The sequence below is a fragment of the Chromobacterium sinusclupearum genome (assembly GCF_002902845.1).
Taxonomy (GTDB): Bacteria; Pseudomonadota; Gammaproteobacteria; order Burkholderiales; family Chromobacteriaceae; genus Chromobacterium; species Chromobacterium sinusclupearum.
Window position 1 is genome coordinate 113716 of the sequence record NZ_PPTF01000014.1, and the last position, 25638, is coordinate 139353.

Below are 25638 nucleotides of genomic sequence, written 5' to 3' on the forward strand. Positions count from 1 at the left end.
CACGAAAGAACACGAAAGCATGCTCGAACAGGAACTTTGTTATCGGATACAAGGTTGTGTGTTTGAGGTTTACCGTGAGTTGGGGCATGGATTTCTGGAAAAGGTATACGAGCGGGCCTTGTTCTCCGAGTTGAAAAAGCAAGGTTTGGCCGTCCAGGCGCAATGTCCTCTGACGATCTGCTACAAAGGCGAAGAGGTTGGCGAGTATTGTGCCGATCTGATTGTGGAGGACCGCGTTTTGTTGGAGTTGAAAGCGCAATCCAAAGTTGGCGATGCTCACCGGGCGCAGGTGCTTAATTACCTGAAGGCGACCGGAATCCGGGTTGGATTGCTGGTGAATTTTGCATACCCGAAAGCGGAAATCATTCGTGTAGTTTTGTAGTTTCGTTCGTGTTTTTTGTGGTTTTCGTGGCCAATGAAGGGTTTTTAGAAATGAACTACACCATCCACCCCAGCGCCATCGTCGACGAAGGCGCGACCATAGGCGAAGGCACCCGTGTCTGGCACTGGGTCCATATCTGCAGTGGCGCGCAGATCGGCAAGGGCTGCTCGTTTGGGCAGAACGTGTTCGTCGGCAACGATGTGCGTATCGGCGACAACGTCAAGGTGCAGAACAACGTGTCGATCTACGACGCGGTGACGCTGGAGGACGATGTGTTCTGCGGCCCTTCCATGGTGTTCACCAACGTCAACAATCCGCGCAGCCACGTCAACCGCAAGAACGAGTACCGCCGCACCGTGGTGAAAAAAGGCGCGTCGATTGGCGCCAACGCCACCATCGTCTGCGGCCATACCGTCGGCGAGTACGCCTTCATCGGCGCGGGCGCGGTGGTGACGCGGGATGTGCCGGCCTACGCGCTGATGGTGGGCGCGCCCGCCAAGCGCATCGGCTGGATGTGCGCCTGCGGCGAGCGGCTGTCCAACGATATCGGCACCCACCCGTGTCCGACTTGCGGCATTCATTACGAGGTCGGCGGCAATCATTGCACGCCGGTTTGATAGTTTTTAGCCACGAACCCCACGAAACGACACGAAAAATAGTAGATCGGACGCGCAGGTGCGCAATTTGGAAGTTCCGCGCTTATTTTCGTGGATTTCGTGGCAAAAGAAGGTTTAAAGCATGTCCATCCAGTTCATTGATCTGAAAGCGCAATACCAGCATCTGAAAGCCGACATCGACGCCCGCATCCACACGGTGCTGGACCATGGCCAGTACATCATGGGGCCTGAAGTCAAAGAGCTGGAGGAGCAACTGGCCGCCTACTGCGGCGCCAAGCACGTCATTGGGGTATGCGACGGCACCAAGGCGCTGCTGATCGCGATGATGGCATTGGGCATCGGCGCCGGCGACGAAGTGATCACCACCCCGTTCACCTTCATCGCCACCGGCGAGATGATCGCGCTATTGGGCGCCAAGCCGGTATTCGTCGATATCGACCCGGTCAGCTACAACCTGGACCCGGCGCTGCTGGAAGCGGCGATCACGCCGGCTACCCGCGCAATCATGCCGGTCAGCCTGTATGGCCAGGCCGCGGACTTTGACGCCATCAACGCCATCGCCGCCAAGCATGGCATCCCGGTGATCGAGGACGGCGCGCAGAGCTTCGGCGCCAGCCAGCACGGCAAGAAGTCCGGCAATCTGTCCACCATAGGCTGCACCAGCTTCTTCCCCAGCAAGCCGCTGGGTTGCTATGGCGACGGCGGCGCGGTGTTCACCAGCGACGACGCGCTGGCCAAGAAGATCCGCGAAATCCGCGTGCATGGCCAGGATCGCCGCTACCATCATCCGGTGATCGGCCTGAATGGTCGCCTGGATACCATTCAGGCCGCCGTGCTGCTGGCCAAGCTGCCGAGCTTCCCGGATGAAGTGGCCGCCCGCGAGCGCATCGGCGCCCGCTACAGCGCGCTGCTGCAGGATGTGGCCCGCGTGCCGGTGATCCAGCCGGGCAATACCCACGTTTACGCCCAGTACACCATCGAGGTCGATCATCGCGACGATGTTCAGGCCAAGTTGAAGGAACTGGGCGTGCCGACCGCTGTGCACTACCCGATTCCGCTGCACCTGCAACCGGCCTTCGCCCACCTGGGCCTGGCCGAAGGCAGCTTCCCGCATGCAGAAGCCGCAGGCAAGCGCGTGATGAGCCTGCCGATGCACCCCTTCCTGACGGAAGACGCGCAAGACGCCATTGTGGCCGCTGTCAAGAAGGCGCTGGGCTGAGGAGCATGCTGACCTTGTCGTCGCTGCGCGTGCCGAAAAGCGGCTTTGTCCGCCACGTCATCACCCTGGTCACCGGCGCAGCCGTGGCCCAGGTGGTGCCGCTATTGGTGTCGCCGCTGATCACGCGCCTGTACAACCCGCATGAGGTCGGCATCCAGACCGTGTACGTGTCCTGGATGTCGACCCTGGCCGTGCTGGCCACCGCGCGCTATGAGATGGCCATCGTGCTGCCGGCCGACGACAAGCGGGCCAGCAATCTGATGGGCTTGTCCATCCTGTGCGCCGGCGCTTTGTCGCTGCTGATCGCGCTGGTGGTGCTGCTGGGCGGACATTCGCATATCGCCGCCCACCTGGGCGCGCCGGCGCTGCAGTCGTGGCTGGCCTTGTTGCCGCTGTCGGTGCTGCTGGCCGGGTTGATGCAGGCCTGGACCAACTGGAACAACCGCCATCGCCGCTATCAGGCCAATGCCAATGGCCGGATGGCGCAGTCGTTCGGCATGGCCGGCACCCAGGTGCTGGCCGGTTGGCTGGGCGCCGGCGCCGGAGGGCTGATTCTGGGCCAGTTGGCCGGCCAGCTGGGTTCGCTGCTGGCGCAGGCTTGGGCCGATCTCAAGGCCAAGCTCGCCTGGCGCCGCGACGTCAACCGCCAGGACATGCGCAGCGCCGCGCTTGCCTATATCGAGTTTCCCAAGATCAACGCGCCGCATGCCCTGAGCACGGCTTTGTTGGATTCGGCCACGCTGGTGGTGTTGACGGTGCTGGCTGGCACCTCCGCCGTCGGCATGTATGGCCTGATGATGCGGGTGCTCAAGCTGCCGGCGGCCTTCATCGGCCAGGCGGTGGCGCAAGTGGCCTACAAGGAACTGGCGGAGGCGCGGAATCAAGGGCTGCCGCTGCGGCCCATTTTGCGCAAGATGATGCTGACTTTGTTCGGCATGGCGATGTTTCCCTTCCTGGTGATCCAGATTTTCGGCGAGCCCTTGTTCTCGCTGGTGTTCGGCGCCAACTGGAGCGAGGCCGGGCGTTACGCCGAGGCGATGTCGCTGTTCATCCTGTTCCATTTCGTCGCCTCGCCGCTGGGCATGGTGCCGCCGGTGATCAATCGGCAACGTTTCGCGTTTTTCCTGTCCCTGGTGCAGGCCGTGCTGTTCCTGGGGTCGCTATGGTTGGGCTTCCATATCTGGCAGGATGCGGTGGCGACTTTCCAGCTGGTCTCGGTGGTGATGGCCGGCTATTTCATTGCTTATTTCACCTGGCTTTATAAGGCGGCACGATGAATTGGCATGGATTATTCAGCCGCATCCGTTTCCGGCTGTCAGCCTGGATCCGGCCGCGCATGGTGTATGGCTTCCGTCGCGGCGACGGCGCGTACCTGAAGCGCACCCGCGTCTCCAACATGACGCGGATCGAGCACATCGACAAGCTGATGGTCGAAGACAATGTCTATATCGGCCATTTCAACCTGATCGACTCCTCCGGCGGCCTGTACATAGGCGAGGGCTGTCAGATCACCAACTATGTGTCCCTGCTGACGCACTCCAGCCATGTGGCGATCCGGCTGTACGGCCGCGAATACCTGGACCGCGGCAATCATGCGGGTTATCTGAAGAAGCCGACCAAGCTCGGCAAATACAGCTTCATCGGCCCGCATTCGGTGTTGATGCCTGGCGTCGTCTTGGGCAAGGGCAGCATCGTGTCGGCCTATAGCTTCGTGCAGGCGGGCGACTATCCCGATTTCGCCATCCTGGCCGGCAATCCGGCGCGGGTGGTCGGCGATACCCGCGATACCGACGCAGAATGGTTGGCGCAGCATCCAGACTTGCATCCGCTGTATGAGGCCTGGGCCAATGACTGATCGCATCGCCCGCCTGCTGGTGGTGGGTTCGGCCTCGATTCATACCTGGCGCTTCCTGTCCGGCATCGCGCCGCATGTGGACGAGTTGTATCTGGCCTGCAACGGCGAGGTGCCGGCGGATAAGCGGCCGGCCAATCTGAAAGCTGTGCTGCGCGTGGACTTCAGCCTGAAGGCCTGGTCTTCCGCCGGCCGGCTCAAGGCCTGGATCGCCAAGGTGAAGCCAGACGTGGCCCACGTCCACCAGGCCAACAGCGTGGCCTGGCACGCGCGCCGCGCGCTGCGCGGCTCGAGCATCCCGATGCTGCTGACTGCCTGGGGGTCCGATGTGCTGCTGCTGCCGGACCAGAACCGGCTGATGCGGGCCATGGTGCGCGGCAATCTGCAAGCCGCGGCGGCCATCACTTCGGACTCGCTGTACATGGCGGCGAAAATCCGCGAACTGGCCGGCGATTGCCGGATGTCGCTGCTCAATTACGGCATCGACGCCTTGCCGCCGGCGCCGATCATCGCGGCCAAGCAGAAGCAAGTACTGTCCTGCCGGCTGCACAAGCCGCTATACCGCATCGACGCCATCCTCAAGGGCTGGGCCGAGGTGGAAAGCAGCGGCCGCTTCCACGACTGGAATCTGGTCGTCGCCGCCAGCGGCAGTGAAACGGATGGCCTGAAACAACTGGCGGCGGCGCTGGGCCTCAAGCGCGTGGAATTCACCGGCTTTGTCGATAGCGCGACGCTGGGCAAGCTGTATGCCGAATCGCGCGTTTTCGTCAGCGTGCCGCGGTCCGACGCCACCAGCATCAGCCTGCTGGAAGCGATGGGCCATGGCTGCTTCCCGCTGCTGTCCAATCTGCCGGCCAATGGCGAATGGACGATAGACGGCCTCAACGGCGCGATCGCTGAGGATGTCGCCCGTCTGGGCCCCGAGCTGTGCCGCGCCATGGCCCGCGCCGAGGATGACGCGGCCTTGCAGGCTATCGCCGAGATGAATCGCGGCCTGGTGGCGGCCAAGGCGCTGCATCAGGCCAATATGGCCGGCTTTGCCGCGTTGTATCGAGAGTTAATTTAATTTTTTGCCACGAATGACACGAAAGGACACGAAACCATTAGCCAGCATCCAGAACCCGAATTGGCGCAGGTTCAATAAAATGTTTGGCACGCGTTCGTGTGGTTCGTGGCTCAAAGGGTTTGGTCTGTTTGGGGTGGCCAAGCAACAAATAAAGGTTTGAAACTGTAATGAAAATCGCCCACCTGACCTCCGCCCACCCGCGTCACGACATCCGCATCTTCGTCAAAGAATGCAGCTCGCTGGCGGCGGCCGGCCATGAGGTGACGCTGATCGTCGCCGATGGCCTGGGCGAGGAAATCCGCAACGGCGTGCGCATCCACGACGTCGGCCCCAAGACCGGCGGCCGTTTCGCTCGCATGACCGGCACCGTCAAGCGCGTCTACCAGGCCGCGCTGAAGCTGCGGCCTGACGTGGTGCATTTCCACGATCCCGAGCTGATTCCCGCCGGCGTGCGGCTGAAACAGGCCGGCATCAAGGTGGTGTATGACGTGCATGAGGACGTGCCGCGGCAGATCCTGGCCAAGCACTGGATACCCGGCGCGGTGCGCCCGCTGGTGTCCGGCGGCTTCGAGACGCTGGAAGACTGGGCGGCGCGCCGCTTCGACGCCATCGTCACCTCCACCCCGCACATCCGCAAACGCTTCGAGAAACTGGGCGCCAACGCGCTCGATGTCTGCAACTTCCCGATTCTGGAAGAGCTGGTGCGCGACACGCCGTGGGAAAGCCGCCGCAACGAGGTGTGCTATATCGGCGGCATCAGCCGCATCCGCGGCATCGAGCCGATTGTCGCCGCCTTGCCTGACACCTCCACCCGGCTCAATCTGGCCGGCCCATGGAGCGAGAGCGATCTGAAGGCCAAGCTAACGGCCCAGCCGGGCTGGGCGCGCGTCAACGATCTGGGCATGCTGGACCGCCAGGGCGTGGCCGAGGTATTGGCCAAGAGCAAAATCGGCCTGGTGACCTTGTTCCCCACGCCCAATTACGTGGACGCGCTGCCGATCAAGTTATTCGAATACATGGCCGCCGGCATGCCAGTGATCGCCAGCGACTTCCCGGTTTGGCGCGAGATCGTAGCCGACGCCGGCTGCGGCGTGCTGGTCGACCCGCAGGATGCCGCGGCCATCGCCACCGCCATCAACGAACTGCTGGGCGATGAGGACCGCATGCGCCAGCTGGGCGAATCCGGCAAGCGGGCGGTGCTGAGCAAATACAGCTGGGCGGCGGAAGCCGACAAGCTGGTGGCGCTGTATGCGTCCTTATCATCCTGATTTTTAGCCACAAAATCCACGAAAGAACACGAAACAAGGAAGTCATTTTTAAACGAGCTTGCGAATGTATTTCGTGTCTTTCGTGGGTTTCGTGGCGATATCGAATAATGAAAATACTCTACATCAACCACTACGCCGGCAGCCCGCGCCACGGCATGGAATTCCGCCCCTACTATCTGGCGCGGGAATGGGTGAAGGCCGGGCACGAAGTGAACATGCTGGCGGCCGATGTGTCCCACCTGCGGCAGACCCACCCGCAAGTGCCGGGAAAATATCTGGACGAAGACATCGACGGCATCCGCTACACCTGGTGCAAGACGCGTCCTTACGAGGGCAACGGCGTGGGCCGGGTGCTGAACATTTTCAGCTTCCTCGGCAAGGTGATGGGCCTGTCCGGCCGCTATCTGAAGCAATGGAAGCCGGACGTGGTGATCGCCTCGTCCACCTATCCGCTGGACACCATCCCGGCGGCGTGGATTGCCGGCAAGACCGGCGCGCGGCTGGTGTACGAGGTGCATGACTTGTGGCCGCTGACGCCGGTGGAAGTGGGCGGCATGTCGCCGAAGCACCCCTTCATCCGCCTGCTGCAATGGGCCGAGGACTTCGGCTACAAGCGCGCGGACACAGTAGTGTCCATGCTGCCCTGCGCCAAGGACTACATGATGGCGCGCGGCATGGCGCCGGAAAAATACGCGGTGATTCCCAACGGCGTGGACGTGACGGAGTGGCAGGGCGAGGCGCAAGCCTTGCCGGCGGAGCACCGCATGAGGCTGGCCGAACTGAAAGCCCATGGCCGTTTCGTCGTCGGCTACGCCGGCGGCCACGGCCTGGCCAATGCGCTGGATTATCTGCTGGAAGCGGCGGCGCGGATGCAGGACGCGCCGGTGACATTCGTCTTGGTCGGCGACGGCCCGGACAAACCAGCCCTGGTGGCCCGAGCCGCCGAGCTGAAGCTGAACAATGTGCTGTTCCTGCCGTCCATCGGCAAGCGCAGCGTGCCGGCCTTCCTGGCCGAGTGCGACGCGCTGTACATAGGCTGGCGCAAGCTGCCTATCTACCGTTTCGGCATCAATCCGAACAAGCTGTTCGACTACATGATGGCGGGCAAGCCGGTGATCCACTCGGTGGAAGCCGGCAATGACATGGTGCGCGATGCCGGCGCCGGCATCAGCATCGGCGTGGAAGATCCGGCCGTGATCGCAGACGCGGTCAAGCGCATGGCGGTGCTGCCGCTGGCCGAGCGCGAGGCGATGGGTGCGGCGGGCAAGACCTATGTGCTGGCCAACCACGATTACGCGGTGCTGGCGCGACGCTTTCTGGCGGCGGTGAAGCTGTGATTTTGGCGTAGGGCGGAAGCCCGCATAGCGGGCGTTCCGCCGATGCCGTTGCAAGAGATAAATGGTAATGGCGGAACACCCCTTTGGGGCTTCCGCCCTACGCAAGATTTTGCAGGCCGCGCGCGAGGCGCGCGGCGATGGACATGGACGGCGGCCATGCTAGGCCGCGCAAAGACGAAAGACTGGGAAATGAGCGAACAGAAATTTTTGCCGTTTGCCTTGCCGGACATCGGCGAGGAAGAGATCAACGAAGTCGTCGACGCGCTGCGTTCCGGCTGGGTGACGACTGGGCCCAAGACCAAGCAGTTCGAAGCCGATTTCGCCGCCTTCCTGGGCGACGGCGTCGAGGCCATCGCGGTGAATTCCGCCACCGCCGGCTTGCATTTGGCGCTGGAGGCGATCGGCATCAAGGAAGGCGACGAGGTGATCGTGCCGTCCTACACCTTCACCGCCACCGCCGAAGTGGTGCGCTACCTGGGCGCGCACCCGGTGTGCGTGGACGTGGACGCCGCCACCTTCAATATCCGTCCGGATGCGATCCGCGCCGCGATCACGCCCAAGACTAAGGCCATCATGCCGGTGCACTTCGCCGGCCTGGCCTGCGACATGGACGAAATCATCGCCATCGCCCGCGAGCATGGCTTGAAAGTGGTGGAAGACGCCGCCCACGCCATGCCCACTTACTACAAGGGCAAGCTGGTGGGCACGCTGGATTCAGACGTCACCGTGTTCAGCTTCTACGCCAACAAGACCATGACCACCGGCGAAGGCGGCATGGTGGTGTCCAAGCACAAGGACATCATCGCCCGCTGCAAGGTGATGCGCCTGCACGGCATCAGCCGCGACGCCTTCGACCGCTACGTGTCCAAGACGCCGGCCTGGTTCTACGAAGTGGTCGCGCCGGGCTACAAGTACAATATGCCGGACACCGCCGCGGCGATGGGCATCCATCAGCTGAAGAAAATCCGCGGCTTCTACGAAAAGCGCGAAGTCATGGCCCAGCGCTTCGACCGCGAGCTGGCTGGCCTGCCGCTGATCCTGCCGGCGCGCGCCAAGGACGAGGGCAGCAACCACGCCTGGCACCTGTACCCGGTGCGCCTCAAGCCGGAGGCCGGCATTTCGCGCGACGACTTCATTGCCAAGATGGCCGAGAAGGGCATCGGCTGCTCGGTGCATTTCATCCCGCTGCACCGCCAGCCGGTATGGCGCGACGGCTACCAGCTGACGCGCGAGCAGTTCCCGGTGGCCGACGCGGCGTTCGAGGCCGAAGTGACGCTGCCGCTGTACACCAAGATGACGGACGATGACCAAACCCGCGTCATCGCCGCCGTGCGCGAGATTCTGGGCGCATGAGCCAGCGGTTGGAAAAAGAGGGCGGCGAGCTGTTGCCGCCTTGCTGCCGGCCGCGCCGCCACGGCTCGCGGCTGATCAAGCGGCTGTTCGACATTGCGGCGTCCAGCCTGGGCTTGGCGGTGCTGGCGCTGCCGCTGCTGGCTGTCGCCTTGTGGGTGAAGCTGGATTCGCCGGGGCCGGTGTTCTTCCGCCAAGTGCGGGTGGGGCGCGGCGGCACGCTGTTCCGAATCCACAAATTCCGCACCATGCAGGTGGATACCGAGAGGCAGGGCCAACTGACCGTGGGCGCGGACAGCCGCGTCACCGGCGCCGGCCGCATCCTGCGCAAGACCAAGCTCGACGAGCTGCCGCAATTGATCGACGTGCTGTTCGGCGACATGAGCCTGGTCGGCCCGCGTCCGGAGGTGCCCAAATACGTGGCGCACTATCCGGAGGATGTGAAGGACATCGTGCTGTCGGTGCGCCCCGGCATCACCGATTGGGCGTCGATCCGCATGATCGATGAAAACGAAATCCTGGGCCGCGCCGACGACCCGGAACGCGCCTATATCGAACAGGTGTTGCCGGAAAAGCTCAGCTATTACGTGCGCTACGCCGAGACGCACAGCTTGTTCGAGGATATCCGCATCATCGTCGCCACCCTGATGAAGATTGTGACTCGATGACGCTGTCTATCCGCGAGGGCCGGCTTGCCGACGCGGATGCGCTGGCCGCCATCTATTTGGCCTGTCGCCGGGAAATGCCTTATGCGCCGCTGGCGCACGATGAGGCGTCGGTGCGCAGCTGGTTTGCCGATGCGTTGTTGCAAACCAGCCAGGTCTGGCTGGCTGAGCGTGATGGCCAGATCGCAGGCTTTGCCGCCTGCTCCATGCAAGATGGCATGCGCTGGCTTGACCAGCTGTATGTCGCGCCTGGCCATCAGGGAAACGGCATAGGCCGCGCCCTGCTGGGGCAGGTATTGTCGCCGTCGAAACAGGCCTGCCGCTTGTTCGTGTTTCAGGCCAATGCCGGGGCGCGTCGTTTTTATGAGGCGCATGGTTTTACACTGTTGCGCCTGAGCGATGGCCAAGATAACGAGGAGCGTTGTCCGGATGTGCTGTACCAATGGTTGCCGGATACGAAAGAATGACCATGTTTGAAAAACTGCTAGCCTTCTCCCGCCATAACAAGATGGCGATGCTGGCGCTGATGGACGCGCTGCTTTTGCCGCTCGCCTTGTGGAGCGCTGTGTTCCTGCGCCTGGGCGGCTATTGGGACCCTAAGCTCAACGCGCATTTGTGGGTCTTCATCGTGCCGCCCTTGTGGGCGATTCCCATCTTCATCAAGCTCGGACTGTACCGCGCCGTGCTGCGCTATCTGGACGACAAGATCATCTACACCGTGTTCAGCGGCGTGACTTTGTCCGTACTGGTGCTGCAGGGCGTGATCCAGATGTTCCACATCTGGGCCATGCCGCGCACCTCGGTGATCATCTTCTGGGTGTTCGCCATGGCTTATATCGGCGGCAGCCGCTTCCTGCTGCGCGGCCTGGTGCGGCGCATCGACGCCACCGAGGCCCCGCGCGATCCGGTGATCATCTACGGCGCGGGCCAGGCAGGCCTGCAACTGATGCTGGCCTTGCAGGCCGGACGAGAATACCGGCCTATGGCTTTCGTCGACGACAACCCGGATTTGCATCGCCGCACCTACCGCGGCGTGGCGGTGCACGCGCCGGACGAGCTGCCGGCCCTGGTCAAGGACACCCAGGCCAAGTGCATTCTGTTGGCCATGCCCTCGGTTGGCCGCGGCCGCCAGCGCGAGATACTGGAATCGCTGGAAAAACTGCGCGTGCCGATCAAACGACTGCCCGGCATGGCCGATCTGGTGTCCGGCGAGGCGCGGGTGGAGGAGTTGAAGGAGGTCGAGATCGAGGACTTGCTGGGCCGCGATCCGGTGCCGCCCAAGGCCGAGCTGCTGGCGCGCAACATCCGCGACAAGGTGGTGATGGTGACCGGCGCAGGCGGCTCCATCGGGTCGGAGCTGGCGCGGCAGATCGTCAAGAACCGCCCGTCGCGCATCGTGTTGTTCGAGCTGTCCGAGTTCGCCTTGTATAGCATCGATCAGGAGCTGGCGCAGATCGCGCCGCGGATTCCGCGCACGCCGCTGTTGGGCTCGGTGACGGATTACCAGCGCTTGACCCAGGTGATGCGCGCCTTCAAGGTGGAGACGGTCTACCATGCCGCGGCCTACAAGCACGTGCCGATGGTGGAACACAATCCCATCGCCGGCATCGTCAACAACGCCTTCGGCACCGACACCACGGCGCGCGCGGCGGAGGACTGCGGCGTCGATACCTTCGTGCTGATCTCCACCGACAAGGCTGTGCGTCCCACCAATGTGATGGGCGCCACCAAGCGCCTGGCCGAGCTGACGCTGCAAACGCGTCATGCCCGCGGCAGCCGCACGCGTTTCGTGATGGTGCGCTTCGGCAACGTGCTGGGCAGCTCCGGCTCCGTGGTGCCGCTGTTCCGCCGCCAGATCAAGGCCGGCGGCCCGATCACGCTGACGCACGCCGACATCACGCGCTACTTCATGACCATCCCCGAGGCGGCGCAGCTGGTGATCCAGGCCGGCGCCATGGGCGACGGCGGCGACGTGTTTGTGCTGGACATGGGCGAGCCGGTGAAGATCATCGACCTGGCGCGGCGCATGATCCACTTGTCCGGCCTAGAGGTGAAGGACGAAAACCAGCCGGACGGCGATATCGCCATCCGCGTCACCGGCCTGCGTCCGGGCGAGAAACTGTACGAAGAACTGCTCATTGGCGACAACGTGCAGCCGACCGACCACGCCCGCATCATGCGCGCTCAGGAATACCATCTGTCCGAAGCCGAAATGGCGTCCTTGCTGGCGCGTCTGCAGGACGCTTGCCAGTGGCTGGACGCGCCGCAAGCCTTCGCCCTGATGCAGGAGGCGGTGCATGAGTTCCAGGCCGCGGAGGCGACGCAGGACTGGGTGACGCTGCAGGGCTGATCGCACCCTCTCCCTAAATCAACGGCTGCAAGCTACCACTTGCAGCCGTTGTCTTTATCGAAAGCGTCTTTCAGCAGCATGGGCGCGGCGAGCAAACCCAGGTTGGCATAGGCCTTGGCGCAGTCGGCGCGCTCGGCGCGATTGATATTGCGCGCCAGCCGGGCTTTTTCCGGATCTTCGCGCAGAGGTTTGGCGTTGGCGTTTTCCGGTTCCAGCTGCCGCATCTGCTGGCGCAGCCCCTCCATGGTGAGGCGTGGCTCCGCGCGTGCGGCGCTGGCCGTGGCTTTTCCCTGCCGCGCCGGCCGGGCGGCCATTTCAACGGCTGCGGCATGGGCCGGACGTGGCGATCTCCCGGCGGGCGCCGGCTTGGCCGAAACGGTCCGCGATGGCGGGTCAGGCGGGGGCAGGGTGATGGGCACCATATTGACCCGCAGCGGCTGCGGCGCGGCAGCAGGCTGCTGTTGCGCGGCTTTCAAGGCGAACAGCGCCAGCGCATGCAACAGCAGGCTTGCGGCGATGGCCAGCGGCCGTCGTGGCAGCGGCGAAGGGCGGGGAACGGTAAGCGCGCTCATATCTGTAAAATAAATGCGGACCTTTGCCATGTTGATGGCATTGTTGTTTGCGTTTGGTGCATGGCTTGTGACATTGCGGCGGCGGGACTCATGGTAGAGTGCGCGCGCGCCGCAAAGTGCCCCGGCGGTGTACCATCTGGCATCCGCAATCTGGACCTTGAGCGATGGAAACCCGCTGGCTGGAAGACTTTCTGGTGCTGGCCGATACCGGCAGCTTCACCCGTTCCGCCGAACTGCGCCACCTGACGCAGCCGGCTTTCTCCCGGCGCATCCGCGCCTTGGAGAGCTGGCTGGGCGCGGACCTGATAGACCGCACCACCTATCCGACCAAGCTCACCGCGGCCGGCAAGCTGCTGCAGCAGCAGGCGGTGCCGCTGTTGGCCCAGCTCAACACCACCCGCACCATGCTGCGCGGCCTGCAGCCCTTGCCGCAGGGCACGCTGGAGTTCGCGGTGCCGCACACCTTGTCCTTTTCGTATTTTCCCAAGTGGCTGACCGTGGTCGAGGACGGTTTCGGCCAGCTGTCTTGCCGCCTGCAGGCCAGCAATGTGCACGACGCGGTGCTGGCCTTTGTCGAAGGCGGCAGCGACTTCCTGATGTGCTACCACCATCCCAAGCAGCCGGTGGAGCTGCATGACGCCCGTTATGGCGGCCTCAGGCTCGGCGTGGAGCGCTTGAGGCCGTATTCCATCATGGCGGACGGCGCGCCCGTGTATGCCCTGCCGGGGAGGCAGGAGGCGCCGCTGCCGTTTTTGGGCTACGCCAGCAACGCCTATTTCCGCTTGATGAGCGATTTGCTGCTGGTCAGCGGGCCGCAGCCGGCGCATCTGTCCCTGCGCTACGAGACCGATATGGCCGAGGGCTTGAAGCAGATGGCCTTGGCCGGCCACGGGCTGGCCTTCTTGCCGGAAAGCTCGGTGGCGGCCGAGTGCGCGGCCGGCCTGCTGACGGTGGCCGGCGGCGATGAATGGAGCGTGGAAATGGAGGTCCAGCTGTATTGCGACCACCGCCGCCCCAAGCCGGAACAGGAGGCGTTGTGGGATTATCTCAGCGCGCGCTATCCGACAGTGTGAGCCTCTACTTGCGCTAGGCCTGGCTGGATCAGGCTTGGGCAAGGTTATGCATTTCCTGCATGACCCCATCTGCATTCGGAATTGGCCAAGTATGCCGGGCGGGCATACAGTGCGAGGCATTCCAGGCCGCGCATGACGGCCGCCCTGAGGAGAACGCAGATGACCACCCGCCTTGAACACGACCTGCTTGGCAACCGCGATGTGCCGGCCGCCGCCTATTGGGGCGTGCACACCCTGCGCGCCATCGAGAATTTCCCGATCACCGGCCAGACCATCGGCAGCTACGGCGATCTAATCCGCGCGCTGGCCTGCATCAAGCAAGCCGCGGCCCAGGCCAACCGCGACCTCGGCATCCTGCAGCCCAAGCTGGCCCAGGCCATCATCGATGCTTGCGAGGAAATCCGCGCCGGCAAGCTGCATGACCAGTTCGTGGTCGATGTGATCCAGGGCGGAGCGGGCACCTCCACCAATATGAACGCCAACGAGGTCATCGCCAACCGCGCGCTGGAGCTGCTGGGCCACGCCAAGGGCGAGTACCAGCACCTGCACCCGAACGAGCACGTCAACCTGTGCCAGAGCACTAATGACGTGTATCCGACAGCCTTGCGTCTGGCCGCCTTCTGGGGCGTGCTGAAGCTGGTGTCGCGGATGGAAGTGCTGCGCAAGGCGTTCGAAGGCAAAGCCGAGGAGTTCAAGGACATCCTGAAGATGGGCCGCACCCAGCTGCAGGACGCGGTGCCGATGACCCTGGGCCAGGAATTCCAGACCTACGCCGTGATGCTGGGCGAAGACGAACAGCGCCTGAAGGAAGCCAGCGCCCTGATGCTGGAGATCAACCTCGGCGCCACCGCCATCGGCACCGGCATCACCGCTCACCCGGATTACGCCAAGCTGGTGTGCCTGCACTTGTCCGAGCTGGTGGGCTGCAAGCTGATCACCGCGCCGAACCTGATCGAAGCCACCCAGGACTGCGGCGCCTTCGTGCAGCTGTCCGGCGTGCTCAAGCGCGTGGCGGTCAAGCTGTCCAAGACTTGCAACGACCTGCGCTTGCTGTCGTCCGGCCCGCGCGCCGGCTTCGGCGAGATCAATCTGCCGGCGCGCCAGGCTGGTTCGTCCATCATGCCGGGCAAGGTGAATCCGGTGATCCCGGAAGTGGTGAGCCAGGTGGCGTATGAAGTCATCGGCAACGACATGACCATCACCATGGCGGCCGAGGCTGGCCAGCTGCAGCTGAACGCCTTCGAGCCCGTGATCGCCTATAGCCTGTTCCGCAGCGCCGGCCACCTGGCCAACGCCTGCGACACGCTGACCGAACACTGCGTCAAGGGCATCACCGCCAACCGCGAGCGTCTGCGCCAGAGCGTGGAAAACTCCATCGGCCTGGTGACGGCGCTGAACCCGGTGATCGGCTACGAAGCCGCCACCCGCGTCGCCGCGGAGGCCCATGCCAACGGCAGCAGCGTGGCCGACGTGGTGCTGGCGCACGGCCTGCTGACCCGCGAACAGCTGGACGACATCCTGCAACCTGACACCCTGACCCAGCCGCGCTGGGTGACGCTGTAAACCGTTTTACGCTTTCCTCCTTTGTTTGACTCGTGATTCCCGGCGCCTCGTGCGCCGGTTTTTTTTTGCGTCACACCCCCCTCGAATTTGCGTCCTGTGTCAGGGGGCGTTATAACGGTTATTGTGCAGTGCACAATGCGGAGGTCGGAGATGCGCAATCTGCTGTGGTGGAGCCTGGAATTCCCGCTCAAGCTCTGGTTCTGCCTGCTGGAGCAGGGCAAGTGCCAGCAGCGATATTGGCGTTCCAGCTTGTTTCACGGGACACGGGTTTGTTTGAGTCCGGCGCCGCTGCCGGACAAATTGGCGCGCATTTCGCGGCGCGGTTGCGCCGATGGCATTTCGCTGTATTACGATAGCTGCCCGGCGCGTTTTGAATTATGGCGCCAGGCCTGCGGGCATTTACTGTCGCCTGAAGACGCCAATCTAGCCTGGCAGCGTTGTCTGTCGCGCTGCCAGCAGGCGTGCCAGGACGGAGTGGTGGATATGGGGCGGGAACTATCGCGCTGTTGAGAGCCGCCTCGTCAGATGGGCCTTGCTGTCGGATAATCGCCGATTTGACCGGAGAATGCCTTGGCCAATCCCTACCAATTGGGCGAATCGCAATTGCAGCAGTTGGCGCCGCGCTTGCAGCGCTATATGGCTGAGCAGCTTGGCGTGGAGGTCGGCGGCTTCGAGGCGCGCTTCCTGCTCGACTTTCTGGCGGCGGAATTGGGGCGCGAGATCTACAACAAGGCGCTGCAGGACGCGCAGGCGGCTTTGGCCACCCGTATGGAAAGTTTGCAGGCCGCCATTTGGGAACTTGAGCAGTAAGCGCCTGTTCGCGCTGACCATGCCGTTCAATTGGGGTTACAATCGATCATATTTCCCCTGCCCCTGTATTGCCGATGCTTTATTTGCGCTTGATGATGAAAGGCTTCCTGCTGGCGGTGCTGATGGTGGTGCTCGGCTTCGCCTGGGTGGCCTGGAGCATCGTCGATTACGGCAACGATGAAGAGTCGTCCGGCGCCGACGCCGCGCTGGTGCTCGGCGCCGCCGCCTGGGGCAATAAGCCGTCCCCTGTGTTTCGCGAGCGGATCAACCACGCGGTGAAGTTGTATCAGAGCGGCAAGGTGCGCTGGATCGTGTTCACCGGCGGCACGCCGGAGCCGGGTTATCCCGCCGAGGCGGACGTGGGCCGCGAGTTTGCCGCGCGCCAGGGCGTGCCGATGACGGCCATGCTGGTGGAGAATCAATCGCGCACTACCTGGCAGAACCTGTCCAATGCCAAAGACCTGGGCCACCAGTTTGGCATCCGCTCCTATCTGCTGGTCAGCGACCCGCTGCATATGCGCCGCGCGGTGCTGATGGCTAGCGACTTGGGGCTGAGAGCCTATCCGGCGCCGACGCAATCCAGCCGTTTCCGCACGGTGTCCAGCTGGTCGCGCTTCCTGGCGCGCGAGACTTGGCTATATGTGGGTTATCGGGTATTTCGCCAGTTATCCTGACGGTTGTGGATAAGTTTGGATTCCGGCTAGCTTATGTGGATAAGTCGGAATGGCAGCCCTGAGGCAAGAAAAAAGCCGGCATGTGCCGGCTTGTTCATGGGTAGCGGATGCCGCTCAAGCGGTGTGCCACAGGTCGATCAGTTCGCTGGCTTCCAGCGTTTTCACTTCGGCGCGAGCCTGCAGCCAGCCGATCAGTTCGCCGCGCAGCGCATCGTCGATCTTGCGCTCGCTCACCGGGAAGGCTACGCCTTCCAGCTTGCCCTTGCCGTCGAAATGGCCGCCGAAGCTGATGCCGGCCTCATCCACGCGGGTCAGCCAGCCATCCAGCAGCGCGTCGGCATCCACGCCTTCTTGCAGTTCGGCCACCAGATGGAAACCCAGCTCGCGGAATTCGCCCACGCGCATTTTCTTGCGTTGGCGGGCGTTCAGACGTTTCAGGCGTTGGGCGGAGTTGGCGTTGCGGATAGAAGCCATGGTAAATCCTTATTCTTCAAATCGGGCGATCATAACAGGTTTTGACGAACCTTCCGGTTAAGATGGTTCGGACAGATCATGCCATAGTAGCGACCCAACCAGCAGGGGGCCAGATTGCAGATTTACACCATAGACGATTTTCAAGCCATGCCGTGGGCCAATGGCGGCGGCCGCACGCTGCAGCTGTTCCGCCTGCCGCATCCGCAGCGGCCCGAGGCGTTCGCCTTGCGGTTTTCCATCGCCGAGGTGGCGCAGGGCGGGCCGTTTTCGCATTTCCCTGGCGTAGACCGGCAGCTGGGTTTGCTGGAGGGCGAGGGCATGGCGCTGAATTTGGCCGATGGCCGCTCGCTGACATTGGACCAACTGGGCCAGGTGGCGGCGTTCGAAGGCGAGGTTGGGGTGGCGTGCCGTTTGCTTGGCGGGCCGCTGCGCGACTGCAATTTGATGCTGGCGCGCGATTGGGGGCAGGGCGATCTGAAGCGCATGGCATGGGAAATGGACGAGACCTGGACGCTGAGTGCCGATGACCTGGCCCTGCTGTATCTGCAGCAAGGCCGCTGGCAAGCGGAAGGACAGACGCTGCCGGGCGGCTGCCTGCTGTTGTTGGAGCGGGACGCCATCACGCTGCGAGTCGATGGTCCGGCAGTGGCCTGGCTGGCCAGGGTGACACGGCTGCCGACTTGAGAGCAAGCCATGAAAAAAGCCAGGCGGATGCCTGGCTTTGATTTCATCTGCGCGGCGTTACAGCCCCAGCTCGCTCCATATCGCGTCTACGCGCTGCTTGACAGCCTGGTCCATCACGATGGGCGTGCCCCATTCGCGGTGGGTCTCGCCCGGCAGCTTGTTGGTGGCGTCCAGCCCCATCTTGCCGCCCAGGCCGGAGATCGGGCTGGCGAAGTCCAGATAGTCGATGGGCGTGCTCTCGATCAGGGTGGTGTCGCGCACCGGGTCCATGCGCGTGGTGATGGCCCAGATCACTTCCTTCCAGTCGCGGGTATTCACGTCGTCGTCCACCACCACGATGAACTTGGTGTACATGAACTGGCGCAGGAAGCTCCAGCAACCCATCATCACCCGCTTGGCGTGGCCGGGGTATTGCTTCTTGATGCTGATCACCGCCATGCGGTAGCTGCAGCCTTCCGGCGGCAGATAGAAATCCACGATTTCCGGAAACTGCTTCTGCAGAATCGGCACGAACACCTCGTTCAGCGCCACGCCCAGGATGGCGGGCTCGTCCGGCGGCTTGCCGGTGTAGGTGCTGTGGTAGATCGCATTTTCGCGCATCGTGATGCGGTCTATGGTCAGCACCGGGAAGCTGTCCTGCTCGTTGTAGTAGCCGGTGTGGTCGCCATACGGGCCTTCCAGCGCCATGTCGTCCGGATGAATATGGCCTTCCAGCACGATTTCCGCCCGAGCCGGCACTTGCAGGTCTGATCCCAGGCATTTCACCAGCTCTGTGCGGCTGCCGCGCAGCAAACCGGCAAACTGGTATTCGGACAGCGTATCCGGCACCGGCGTCACCGCGCCGAGTATCGTCGCCGGATCGCAGCCCAGCACCACCGCCACCGGATAGGGCGCATCCGGGTTTTGCTGGCGGAACTCGCGATAATCGAGCGCGCCGCCGCGGTGCGCCAGCCAGCGCATGATGACGCGGTTCTTGCCTATCACCTGCTGGCGGTAGATGCCGAGATTCTGCCGCTTCTTGTTCGGCCCGCGGGTGACGGTGAGGCCCCAGGTGATCAGCGGCGCCACGTCGCCGGGCCAGCAATGCTGGATCGGCAATTTTTCCAGATCGACGGCTTCACCCTCCCAGACGATTTCCTGGCACGGCGCTTTTTTCACTTCCTTCGGGGCCATGGACAGCACCTGCTTCAATAGCGGCAGCTTGTCCCAGGCGTCTTTCAGGCCCTTGGGCGGCTCCGGCTCCTTCAGGTAGGCCAGCGTTTTGCCGATTTCCCGCAGCTGCATGGTGTCGGATGCGCCCATCCCCATGGCCACGCGCTCGGGCGTGCCGAACAGATTGGCCAGCACCGGGAAGTCGTAGCGGCGGCCGTCCTTGACCGGCTGTTCGAACAGCAGCGCCGGGCCGCCTGCCTTCAGCACGCGGTCGCCGATTTCGGTCATTTCCAGATAGGTGGACACCGGCTTATGAATGCGCTTGAGCTGTTGTTGTTGCTGGAGTTGTGCGGTGAATTCCCGCAGATCGGCATATTTCATGACTGTTTCATGATCTGGCGCAAAGTTGGAGGAGGGGCGCTTGGATAATCTAGCTTCGGACGTCGCGCTCGGTTGACCGGCTATTTTACTGGCAAAGGCGGCCAGCGTCAGGCCTGATTTTCTTGACCATTGGAGAAGATAAAATGAAGAAGCTCGCACTTGCCGCCATGATCGGCATGCTTTCCGCCAGCGCATTTGCCGCTCAGGGCGACATCCTGGCCCGCTTCCGCGTGATCAATGTTGATCCGGCTACTAGTTGGGACAATTCGGGTGCAGTGCCCGGGTTGAGTGTCGATGCCAAGAATGCTACGGTTCCCGAGCTGGACTTCACTTACATGATCACCAACAACATCGGTGCGGAGCTGATCCTGGGCACCTCGCGCCACAAGATCACAACTAATAAGTTTGGTGATGTTGGTAAAGTATCTGTATTGCCGCCGACGCTGACCCTGCAATACCACTTCGCGCCGGAGGCCACCTTCCGTCCGTATGTAGGCGCAGGCTTGAACTACACCAACTTCTACAACTCCGGTCTCAGCGTCGCAGGTGTGACCAATCTGAGTGTGGATAAGAATAGCTTCGGCCCGGCGTTGCAAGCGGGCGCGGATATCGCCATCAACAAGAACTGGTTCTTCAACGTGGACGTGAAGAAGCTGTGGGTGAAAACGGACGTAAGCGCTGATCAACTGGGCGGCGCCAAGTTGGGTACCCTGCATGTTGATCCGTGGGTGTTCGGTATCGGTATCGGCACCAAGTTCTGATAGATAGTAGTCGGGACGATGAAGGACGCCGGGAGGCGTCCTTTTTGTTTTGCAAGCGGCGATCCTCGCCATTTTTCATTCTTTTGCCATCTGGCGCTTAGCTGCAAGGCGCCACCCGCTGTCATTCGTTCCCCTGGTGAATTTTCTGATTCGCACGCTGTCCCTCGCTATGAGGGGCTGGAGGCGATATCTGGCGAAAAGCTGGAGATCCTTGCGACATTTGGCTCGACACTGGTTAGACTTCATCCGGATGCGGTCGCTTCGAGGGCGGCTTTGGACAAAATTGTTGTCAAAAAACATCAATCCAGCGCGATGATTTTTCAACGGATTCATCGCGGTTACGGATAATCTTTACCAGTTTTTTTCATTGAAAAGAGCAACTTATCCCATTGGCTTGTCATGTTGGTTTGCCAGGGTGGGGAAATGCGCTGAGGTCTTGAATTTACTGGGGATTTCTCCCGCCCCGGCGGGGAGATTTTTGTTAAAATGGCGCCCTTTTTCGTGGTGGGGAAGATTCATGGCTCTCCTTGAAATCAAAAACGTGGTCAAGCGCTTCGGCGACTACACGGCAGTCAACGACGTCAGCCTGTCGGTAGAGGCGGGCGAATTCTTCACCCTGCTCGGACCCTCCGGCTGCGGCAAGACCACCTTGCTGCGCATGCTGGCCGGTTTCGAACAGCCGGACGCCGGCCAGATCCTGCTGGATGGCCAGGACATGTCGCAGGTCGTGCCGGAGAAGCGTCCGGTGCACACGGTGTTCCAGAGCTATGCGCTGTTCCCCCATATGACGGTGCGCGAGAACATCGCCTTTCCGTTGAAAATGGCCAAATGGGACAAGGCCAAGATCGAATCGCAGGTGGACAAGTTGTTGGCCGATGTGCGCCTGAGCCAGTTCGGCAACCGCTACCCGCACGAAATGTCCGGCGGCCAGCGCCAGCGCGTGGCCATCGCCCGCGCCCTGGTGGACCGGCCGCGTCTGTTGCTGCTGGATGAGCCGCTGTCGGCGCTGGACGCCAAGCTGCGCGAGGAAATGCAGATCGAGCTGATCAATCTGCAGAAGGAAGTCGGCATTACTTTCGTCTACGTCACCCACGATCAGGGCGAGGCGCTGGCCTTGAGCCACCGCATCGCGGTGATGAGCCACGGCAAGGTGGAGCAGCTGGACGTGCCGGAGAAGCTGTACAGCTATCCGAAGAACCGTTTCGTCGCCGACTTCCTCGGCCAGTGCAATGTGCTGGACGGCACGGTCAAGGCGCTGCATGGCGACGCGATGACCGTCGCCATCAAGGGTTGCGGCGATGTGAAATGCCAGGCGGTGCCGGGCGTGAAGGAAGGCCAGATGGGCTGGCTGGCGCTGCGGCCGGAAAAAGTGAGGCTGGACAAGGAACTGGCCGCGTCGCCGGATGAGGTCCATTTCAAGGGCCGCGTTCACGATTGCCTGTACCTGGGCGACGTCACCCTCTATGTGGTGGAGGTGGCCGACGGTGTGCGGGTGGAGGCGATGCAGGCCAACAACATCCCTGGCGTCGCCAAGTTCTTCGATGACGGCGATGTCGTCGAAATCGCCTGGCGCTTCGACGCCGGCAGCTTCCTGACGGAGTAAGCCATGGCTATCCGCGATCGATTCGGCAAGTGGGCGCTGTCCTGGCCCCCCTTGCTGTACTTGGTATTGTTCTTCCTGATTCCGTCGCTGATCATGCTGGTGGCGGCGTTTCGCCAGCCCGGCGATTACGGCGGCCTGGCGCCGCTGTACCTGATCGAAGATGGCCACCGCGTGTGGCAGCTGACGCTGGACAACTTCCACCGTCTGGTGGAAGAGCCGCTGTACGTCGAGCTGTTCATCAAGTCGGCCGGTTATGCCGCCATCACCACGGTGGTGTGCCTGGTGATGGCTTATCCGCTGGCCTGGCTGATCGCCCGCTCCGGCAAGAAGTACCGCGACCTGCTGCTGCTCTTGGTGATCCTGCCGTTCTGGTCCAACTTCCTGATCCGCATCTACGCCTGGATGATCATCCTGGGGCCGCAGTCGGCTTTCACCAAGGCGCTGAACACGGTATTGGTGGCGCTGGGCTTTGAGCCGGTGCGCTTGCTGTTCACTTCCTTCGCCGTGATCGTCGGCCTGGTGTACGTGCATCTGCCCTTCATGGTGCTGCCGCTGTACGCCAATCTGGAAAAACACGACATGGCGCTGCTGGACGCGGCGCAGGATCTGGGCGCCAACGCCTGGCAGCGCTTCTGGCGCGTGACCTGGCCGTTGAGCCTGCCCGGCGTATTCGCCGGTTCGGCGCTGGTGTTCATTCCGGCGCTGGGCATGTTCGCGATTCCGGACATCCTGGGCGGCACCGAGTCCATCATGATAGGCAACCTGATCAAGCAGCAGATTCTCGACACCCGCGACTGGCCGTTTGGCTCGGTGCTGTCGATCATGCTGACCGGCGGCGTATTGCTGATCGCCGTGCTGGGGGCCGTGGTGGCCAGAAAGGGGAAGGCGCGTGGCTAAGAAACAATCGAAGTGGCTGTGGGCTTCGGCCATCCTGACCTATCTGTTCCTGTACCTGCCGCTGATCATCGTGGTGCTGTACTCGTTCAACGATTCGCGTCTGAATGCAGAATGGGTAGGCTTCACGTTCAAGTGGTACGACAAGCTGTTCCATAACGAGAAGATGCTGACCGCCGCCGCCAACTCGCTGGTCATCGGCATTCTCGCCAGCTTTTTCGCCACCATTCTGGGCACGCTGGCCGGCATCGCGCTGCATCGCTACAAGCTGAAGCTGCTGCCCTTTCTGGTGCTGACGCCGATCGCGATCCCCGAATTGCTGATGGGCGTGTCGCTGGTGATCTTCTTCGTCATCGTCAACCAGCTGATCGGCATCCTGGAGCTGGGCTTCATCACCATCCTGCTGTCGCACATCGCGTTCTGCATCGGCTTCGTCGCCATCGTGGTGCGGGCGCGGATGCAAGGCATGGACGACAGCCTGGTGGAGGCGGCGCGCGATTTGGGCGCCACGCCGTTTCAGGCTTTCCGTTTGATCACGCTGCCGGTGATCAAGCCGGGCATCATCGCCGGCGCGCTGATGGCGTTTACCTTGTCCATCGACGATTTCGTGATCACCTTCTTCACCGCCGGCGCCGGCGCCAGCATGCTGCCGCTGGAGATCTACTCGATGATCAAGATCGCGGTCACGCCGGAAGTCAACGCGGTATCCAGCTTGCTGATGCTGCTGACATTGGCTTTGATCGTCATCGCGACCAGAGTGTCGCCCAGCGCCCTGCGCGCCAATAGCTGAAGAATCGGGCGGGGCGCTGTCCGCGCTTCGTTCCTGTCGGATCTGGGCGGCGCCGAGCAGGCGCCGCCTGATGTTCGCAGTACCAATGTTGTGCCATACAAAGGAAACAATATGAAGAAGATTCTCGCAATGCTGGCGCTGGCAGCGTCGACCCAAGCATTCGCCGCCGATGAGCTGCATCTGTACAACTGGAACAACTATCTGTCCGAAACCGCGGCCAAGAACTTCGAGGCCTACTGCAAGTGCAAGCTGGTGCAGGACTACTACGGCGACAACGAGGAGCTGCTGGCCAAGCTGGCCGCCGGCGCCAAGGGCTACGACATCGTGGTGCCGACCGGATTCGCCGTTGACGCGCTGATCAAGCAGGGCAAGGCGCAGCCGCTGGACAAGGCGCAGCTGCCCAACTTCAAGAACCTGAACCCGGGTTACCTGAACAGCTTCTTCGATCAGGGCAACAAGTACTCCGCGCCGTACGCCTTCACCACCACGCTGATTGGCTACAACGAGACCAAGCTGAAGCAGCTCGGCTTGCAGGATAAGGTCAATACTTGGGCGCTGATCTTCGATCCGGCGCTGCTTTCCAAGATCAAGGGCAAGATCACCGTGCTGGATTCGCAGCGCGAACTGATCGCCGCCGCGTTGATGTACTTGGGCAAGCCGGCCAATTCCACCAATCCGGCCGACTGGAAAGCCGCCCGCGACGTGATCCTGAAAGCCAAGCCGTACTGGGCCGCCTTCAACAACCAGTCCTATATCAAGGAGCTGACCGTCGGCAATATCTATGTCGCCTTCGGCTACTCCAACGATATGTTCCAGGCTCAGCAGGATGCCAAGAAGGCCAAGCGCAACTTCGCGCTGAACTTCAGCCTGCAGAAGGAAGGCAATACCTTGTCGCTGGATAATTTCGTGGTGCTGAAAGATGCCCCGCGCAAGGACCTGGCCTACAAGTTCATCAACTTCATGCTGGACGGCAAGAGCGCCGCCGGTCTGACCAATGAAATGGGCAACGGCAACCCGAACGCCGCCGCCGGCAAGTTCGTCAAGACCGAGCTGACCAAGATCCCGGCGATCTTCCCGACCGCGACAGACCTGCCGCGCCTGCAGCAGCTGCACGATCTGAATTCCAAGGATCGCCGCGAGCTGAACAAGGTGTGGTCCGAGATCAAGCTGAAGTAAGCGGAAGCGGATATAAAAAAGCCAGCTCATCGGAGCTGGCTTTTTCTTTATATAGATGTCTTCAATTCAAATGCAGCCGCAGCAGCTGGCTGATCTTCTCGATGCGGTGGTCGACATGGGCCGGCTTGCGCGGTTCATGGCTGACCCAGATCGTCGTCATGCCCAGCTCCTTGGCCGTCAGCAGATTCGGTAGCGAATCTTCCACCATGATGCAATGCGCCGGGTTCAGCCCCTCGCGCGCCAGTACCGTCTGAAACGCGCCGAGGTGCGGTTTGGGCACATAGTTCAGCTGATCCACGCCATAGATGGATGCAAAGTGATGCTGAATCTTCATCCGCTGCAGGATGCCTTCCACATAGTGTTGCGGCCCATTCGACAGAATGATCTTGCGGCCGGGCAGGGCGGTCAGGTTTTCCGCCAGGCGGTCTTCAAACTGCAGCCACTGCGCCAGCACCTCCACCGGGTGGGTATCTATCAAGAATTGCTGTGGGTCAATGCCGTGATGCGTGGTCAGGCCGTGCATGGTGGCGCCGTACTGCGCCCAATAACGCGAGCGCAGCGCGCACGCTTCCTCTTCGCCCACGCCGAGGTGACGCATCATGTATTCAGTCATCAGCTTGTTGATGTGGTCGAAGATGCCGCCGCTGGCGTGATGCAGGGTGTCGTCTAGGTCGAAAATCCAGGTTTTGTGGCTCACGTTTGGACTGCATGCAGAAAGTTGGAGGGGATGCAGATTATCCACGCGTAGCGGAATAACAGCCAGTGCAAGCCTTTCATCCCCATCTCAAGATTATAGTTTTGTTACATATCAGTCACTTGCTGTCTTTTGTCGAAAATCTTTCAATTTTTCTCGCAAAAGGTGTTGACGAGGGTGAGGCCCGGGCGTATAGTTCGCCTCCTCAGCTGACGCAGCGAACGAAACAGC

General features: G+C 62.2%; 29 protein-coding genes. 24 read left to right on the top strand and 5 right to left on the bottom strand.

From position 1 onward, the window contains the following. Window positions 1-19 precede the first annotated feature (19 nt). The 12 genes from C2134_RS03675 to C2134_RS03730 all read left to right on the top strand — a co-directional run bounded on the left by C2134_RS03675 (window position 20) and on the right by C2134_RS03730 (window position 12106). Window positions 20-382, top strand: a complete 363-nt coding sequence (locus C2134_RS03675; protein ID WP_043628184.1) for a GxxExxY protein — start codon at window positions 20-22, stop codon at window positions 380-382. A gap of 50 nt (window positions 383-432) precedes the next feature. Beyond that, a complete protein-coding gene (locus C2134_RS03680; RefSeq protein WP_103317594.1) occupies window positions 433-999 on the top strand; it encodes an acyltransferase in 567 nt (188 codons plus the stop codon). 121 nt (window positions 1000-1120) lie between these two features. Continuing rightward, window positions 1121-2218 carry a DegT/DnrJ/EryC1/StrS family aminotransferase gene (locus C2134_RS03685; protein WP_103317596.1) on the top strand — a complete coding sequence of 366 codons (1098 nt, stop codon included), beginning with the start codon at window positions 1121-1123 and terminating at the stop codon, window positions 2216-2218. A gap of 5 nt (window positions 2219-2223) precedes the next feature. Continuing rightward, entirely contained in the window at window positions 2224-3495 is a 1272-nt protein-coding gene (locus C2134_RS03690) for a lipopolysaccharide biosynthesis protein (RefSeq protein ID WP_103317597.1), read from the top strand. Further along, window positions 3492-4073: an acyltransferase gene (locus C2134_RS03695; protein ID WP_103317599.1), complete on the top strand. Its 582-nt coding sequence runs from the start codon at window positions 3492-3494 to the stop codon at window positions 4071-4073. Before C2134_RS03690 ends, C2134_RS03695 begins: the two co-directional genes overlap by 4 nt. After that, window positions 4066-5136, top strand: coding sequence for a glycosyltransferase (locus C2134_RS03700; protein ID WP_103317600.1), 1071 nt, complete (start codon window positions 4066-4068; stop codon window positions 5134-5136). Before C2134_RS03695 ends, C2134_RS03700 begins: the two co-directional genes overlap by 8 nt. 167 nt (window positions 5137-5303) lie before the next feature. Continuing rightward, complete coding sequence (locus tag C2134_RS03705; RefSeq protein WP_103317602.1) at window positions 5304-6404, top strand: glycosyltransferase family 4 protein; 1101 nt, start codon at window positions 5304-5306, stop codon at window positions 6402-6404. A 107-nt stretch (window positions 6405-6511) separates the two neighbouring features. Continuing rightward, window positions 6512-7741 carry a glycosyltransferase family 4 protein gene (locus tag C2134_RS03710; protein ID WP_103317604.1) on the top strand — a complete coding sequence of 410 codons (1230 nt, stop codon included), beginning with the start codon at window positions 6512-6514 and terminating at the stop codon, window positions 7739-7741. A gap of 189 nt (window positions 7742-7930) precedes the next feature. Beyond that, a complete protein-coding gene (locus C2134_RS03715; protein ID WP_103317606.1) occupies window positions 7931-9094 on the top strand; it encodes a DegT/DnrJ/EryC1/StrS family aminotransferase in 1164 nt (387 codons plus the stop codon). Continuing rightward, window positions 9091-9759: a sugar transferase gene (locus C2134_RS03720; protein WP_304529166.1), complete on the top strand. Its 669-nt coding sequence runs from the start codon at window positions 9091-9093 to the stop codon at window positions 9757-9759. The genes C2134_RS03715 and C2134_RS03720 overlap by 4 nt, the downstream gene beginning before the upstream one ends. Next, window positions 9756-10223, top strand: a complete 468-nt coding sequence (locus C2134_RS03725) for a GNAT family N-acetyltransferase (RefSeq protein ID WP_103317607.1) — start codon at window positions 9756-9758, stop codon at window positions 10221-10223. The genes C2134_RS03720 and C2134_RS03725 overlap by 4 nt, the downstream gene beginning before the upstream one ends. Window positions 10224-10225: 2 nt before the next feature. Continuing rightward, entirely contained in the window at window positions 10226-12106 is a 1881-nt protein-coding gene (locus C2134_RS03730; RefSeq protein WP_103317651.1) for a polysaccharide biosynthesis protein, read from the top strand. Window positions 12107-12138: 32 nt separating this feature from the next. Here the strand turns inward: C2134_RS03730 and C2134_RS03735 are convergent, their stop codons facing one another. Next, window positions 12139-12678, bottom strand: a complete 540-nt coding sequence (locus C2134_RS03735; RefSeq protein WP_103317609.1) for a hypothetical protein — start codon at window positions 12676-12678, stop codon at window positions 12139-12141. A 164-nt stretch (window positions 12679-12842) separates the two neighbouring features. Between C2134_RS03735 and C2134_RS03740 the strand changes: the two genes are divergently transcribed. The 5 genes from C2134_RS03740 (at window position 12843) to C2134_RS03760 (ending at window position 16798) form a co-directional block, all read left to right on the top strand. After that, entirely contained in the window at window positions 12843-13751 is a 909-nt protein-coding gene (locus C2134_RS03740) for a LysR family transcriptional regulator (protein ID WP_103317611.1), read from the top strand. Between the two features lie 159 nt (window positions 13752-13910). Beyond that, window positions 13911-15314 (top strand): aspartate ammonia-lyase, encoded by a 1404-nt coding sequence (aspA, locus tag C2134_RS03745; protein ID WP_103317613.1) that lies wholly within the window; start codon window positions 13911-13913, stop codon window positions 15312-15314. A 150-nt stretch (window positions 15315-15464) separates the two neighbouring features. Continuing rightward, entirely contained in the window at window positions 15465-15824 is a 360-nt protein-coding gene (locus tag C2134_RS03750) for a hypothetical protein (protein WP_103317615.1), read from the top strand. Between the two features lie 60 nt (window positions 15825-15884). Beyond that, the gene (locus tag C2134_RS03755; RefSeq protein WP_103317617.1) at window positions 15885-16124 is read left to right on the top strand and encodes a DUF2164 family protein; all 240 of its coding nucleotides are present in this window, start codon (window positions 15885-15887) and stop codon (window positions 16122-16124) included. 74 nt (window positions 16125-16198) lie between these two features. After that, on the top strand, window positions 16199-16798 hold the full coding sequence (locus C2134_RS03760; protein ID WP_043624158.1) for a YdcF family protein: 600 nt from the start codon (window positions 16199-16201) through the stop codon (window positions 16796-16798). 114 nt (window positions 16799-16912) lie between these two features. On the opposite strand, the gene C2134_RS03765 is transcribed toward C2134_RS03760, so the two are convergent. Next, window positions 16913-17272 carry a 50S ribosome-binding protein YggL gene (locus C2134_RS03765; RefSeq protein ID WP_103317620.1) on the bottom strand — a complete coding sequence of 120 codons (360 nt, stop codon included), beginning with the start codon at window positions 17270-17272 and terminating at the stop codon, window positions 16913-16915. A gap of 114 nt (window positions 17273-17386) precedes the next feature. On the opposite strand from C2134_RS03765, the gene C2134_RS03770 reads away from it, so the two are divergent. After that, entirely contained in the window at window positions 17387-17956 is a 570-nt protein-coding gene (locus C2134_RS03770; RefSeq protein WP_103317622.1) for a HutD/Ves family protein, read from the top strand. A 57-nt stretch (window positions 17957-18013) separates the two neighbouring features. Here C2134_RS03770 and ubiD read toward each other — a convergent pair whose 3' ends face one another. After that, window positions 18014-19489, bottom strand: a complete 1476-nt coding sequence (ubiD, locus tag C2134_RS03775; RefSeq protein ID WP_103317625.1) for a 4-hydroxy-3-polyprenylbenzoate decarboxylase — start codon at window positions 19487-19489, stop codon at window positions 18014-18016. Window positions 19490-19632: 143 nt separating this feature from the next. Here ubiD and C2134_RS03780 point away from each other — a divergent pair, with 143 nt between their 5' ends. Together C2134_RS03780 and C2134_RS21130 are read left to right on the top strand one after the other, a co-directional pair. Then, window positions 19633-20250, top strand: coding sequence for an OmpW/AlkL family protein (locus C2134_RS03780; protein ID WP_103317627.1), 618 nt, complete (start codon window positions 19633-19635; stop codon window positions 20248-20250). An 18-nt stretch (window positions 20251-20268) separates the two neighbouring features. Then, window positions 20269-20598, top strand: a complete 330-nt coding sequence (locus C2134_RS21130) for a hypothetical protein (RefSeq protein ID WP_146042089.1) — start codon at window positions 20269-20271, stop codon at window positions 20596-20598. Window positions 20599-20631: 33 nt separating this feature from the next. Here the strand turns inward: C2134_RS21130 and C2134_RS21460 are convergent, their stop codons facing one another. Then, window positions 20632-20769, bottom strand: a complete 138-nt coding sequence (locus C2134_RS21460) for a hypothetical protein (protein WP_158248687.1) — start codon at window positions 20767-20769, stop codon at window positions 20632-20634. On the opposite strand from C2134_RS21460, the gene C2134_RS03790 reads away from it, so the two are divergent. The 4 genes from C2134_RS03790 to C2134_RS03805 all read left to right on the top strand — a co-directional run bounded on the left by C2134_RS03790 (window position 20768) and on the right by C2134_RS03805 (window position 24713). Beyond that, window positions 20768-21853, top strand: coding sequence for an ABC transporter ATP-binding protein (locus C2134_RS03790; RefSeq protein WP_103317632.1), 1086 nt, complete (start codon window positions 20768-20770; stop codon window positions 21851-21853). The two genes, C2134_RS21460 and C2134_RS03790, sit on opposite strands and share 2 nt — an antisense overlap. A 3-nt stretch (window positions 21854-21856) precedes the next feature. Further along, window positions 21857-22750: an ABC transporter permease gene (locus C2134_RS03795; protein WP_199153963.1), complete on the top strand. Its 894-nt coding sequence runs from the start codon at window positions 21857-21859 to the stop codon at window positions 22748-22750. Then, window positions 22743-23537: an ABC transporter permease gene (locus tag C2134_RS03800; protein ID WP_233196344.1), complete on the top strand. Its 795-nt coding sequence runs from the start codon at window positions 22743-22745 to the stop codon at window positions 23535-23537. The genes C2134_RS03795 and C2134_RS03800 overlap by 8 nt, the downstream gene beginning before the upstream one ends. 111 nt (window positions 23538-23648) lie before the next feature. Then, window positions 23649-24713, top strand: a complete 1065-nt coding sequence (locus tag C2134_RS03805; RefSeq protein ID WP_103317634.1) for an ABC transporter substrate-binding protein — start codon at window positions 23649-23651, stop codon at window positions 24711-24713. 61 nt (window positions 24714-24774) lie between these two features. Here C2134_RS03805 and C2134_RS03810 read toward each other — a convergent pair whose 3' ends face one another. Next, entirely contained in the window at window positions 24775-25410 is a 636-nt protein-coding gene (locus C2134_RS03810) for a pyrimidine 5'-nucleotidase (RefSeq protein WP_071109303.1), read from the bottom strand. Window positions 25411-25638 lie beyond the last annotated feature (228 nt).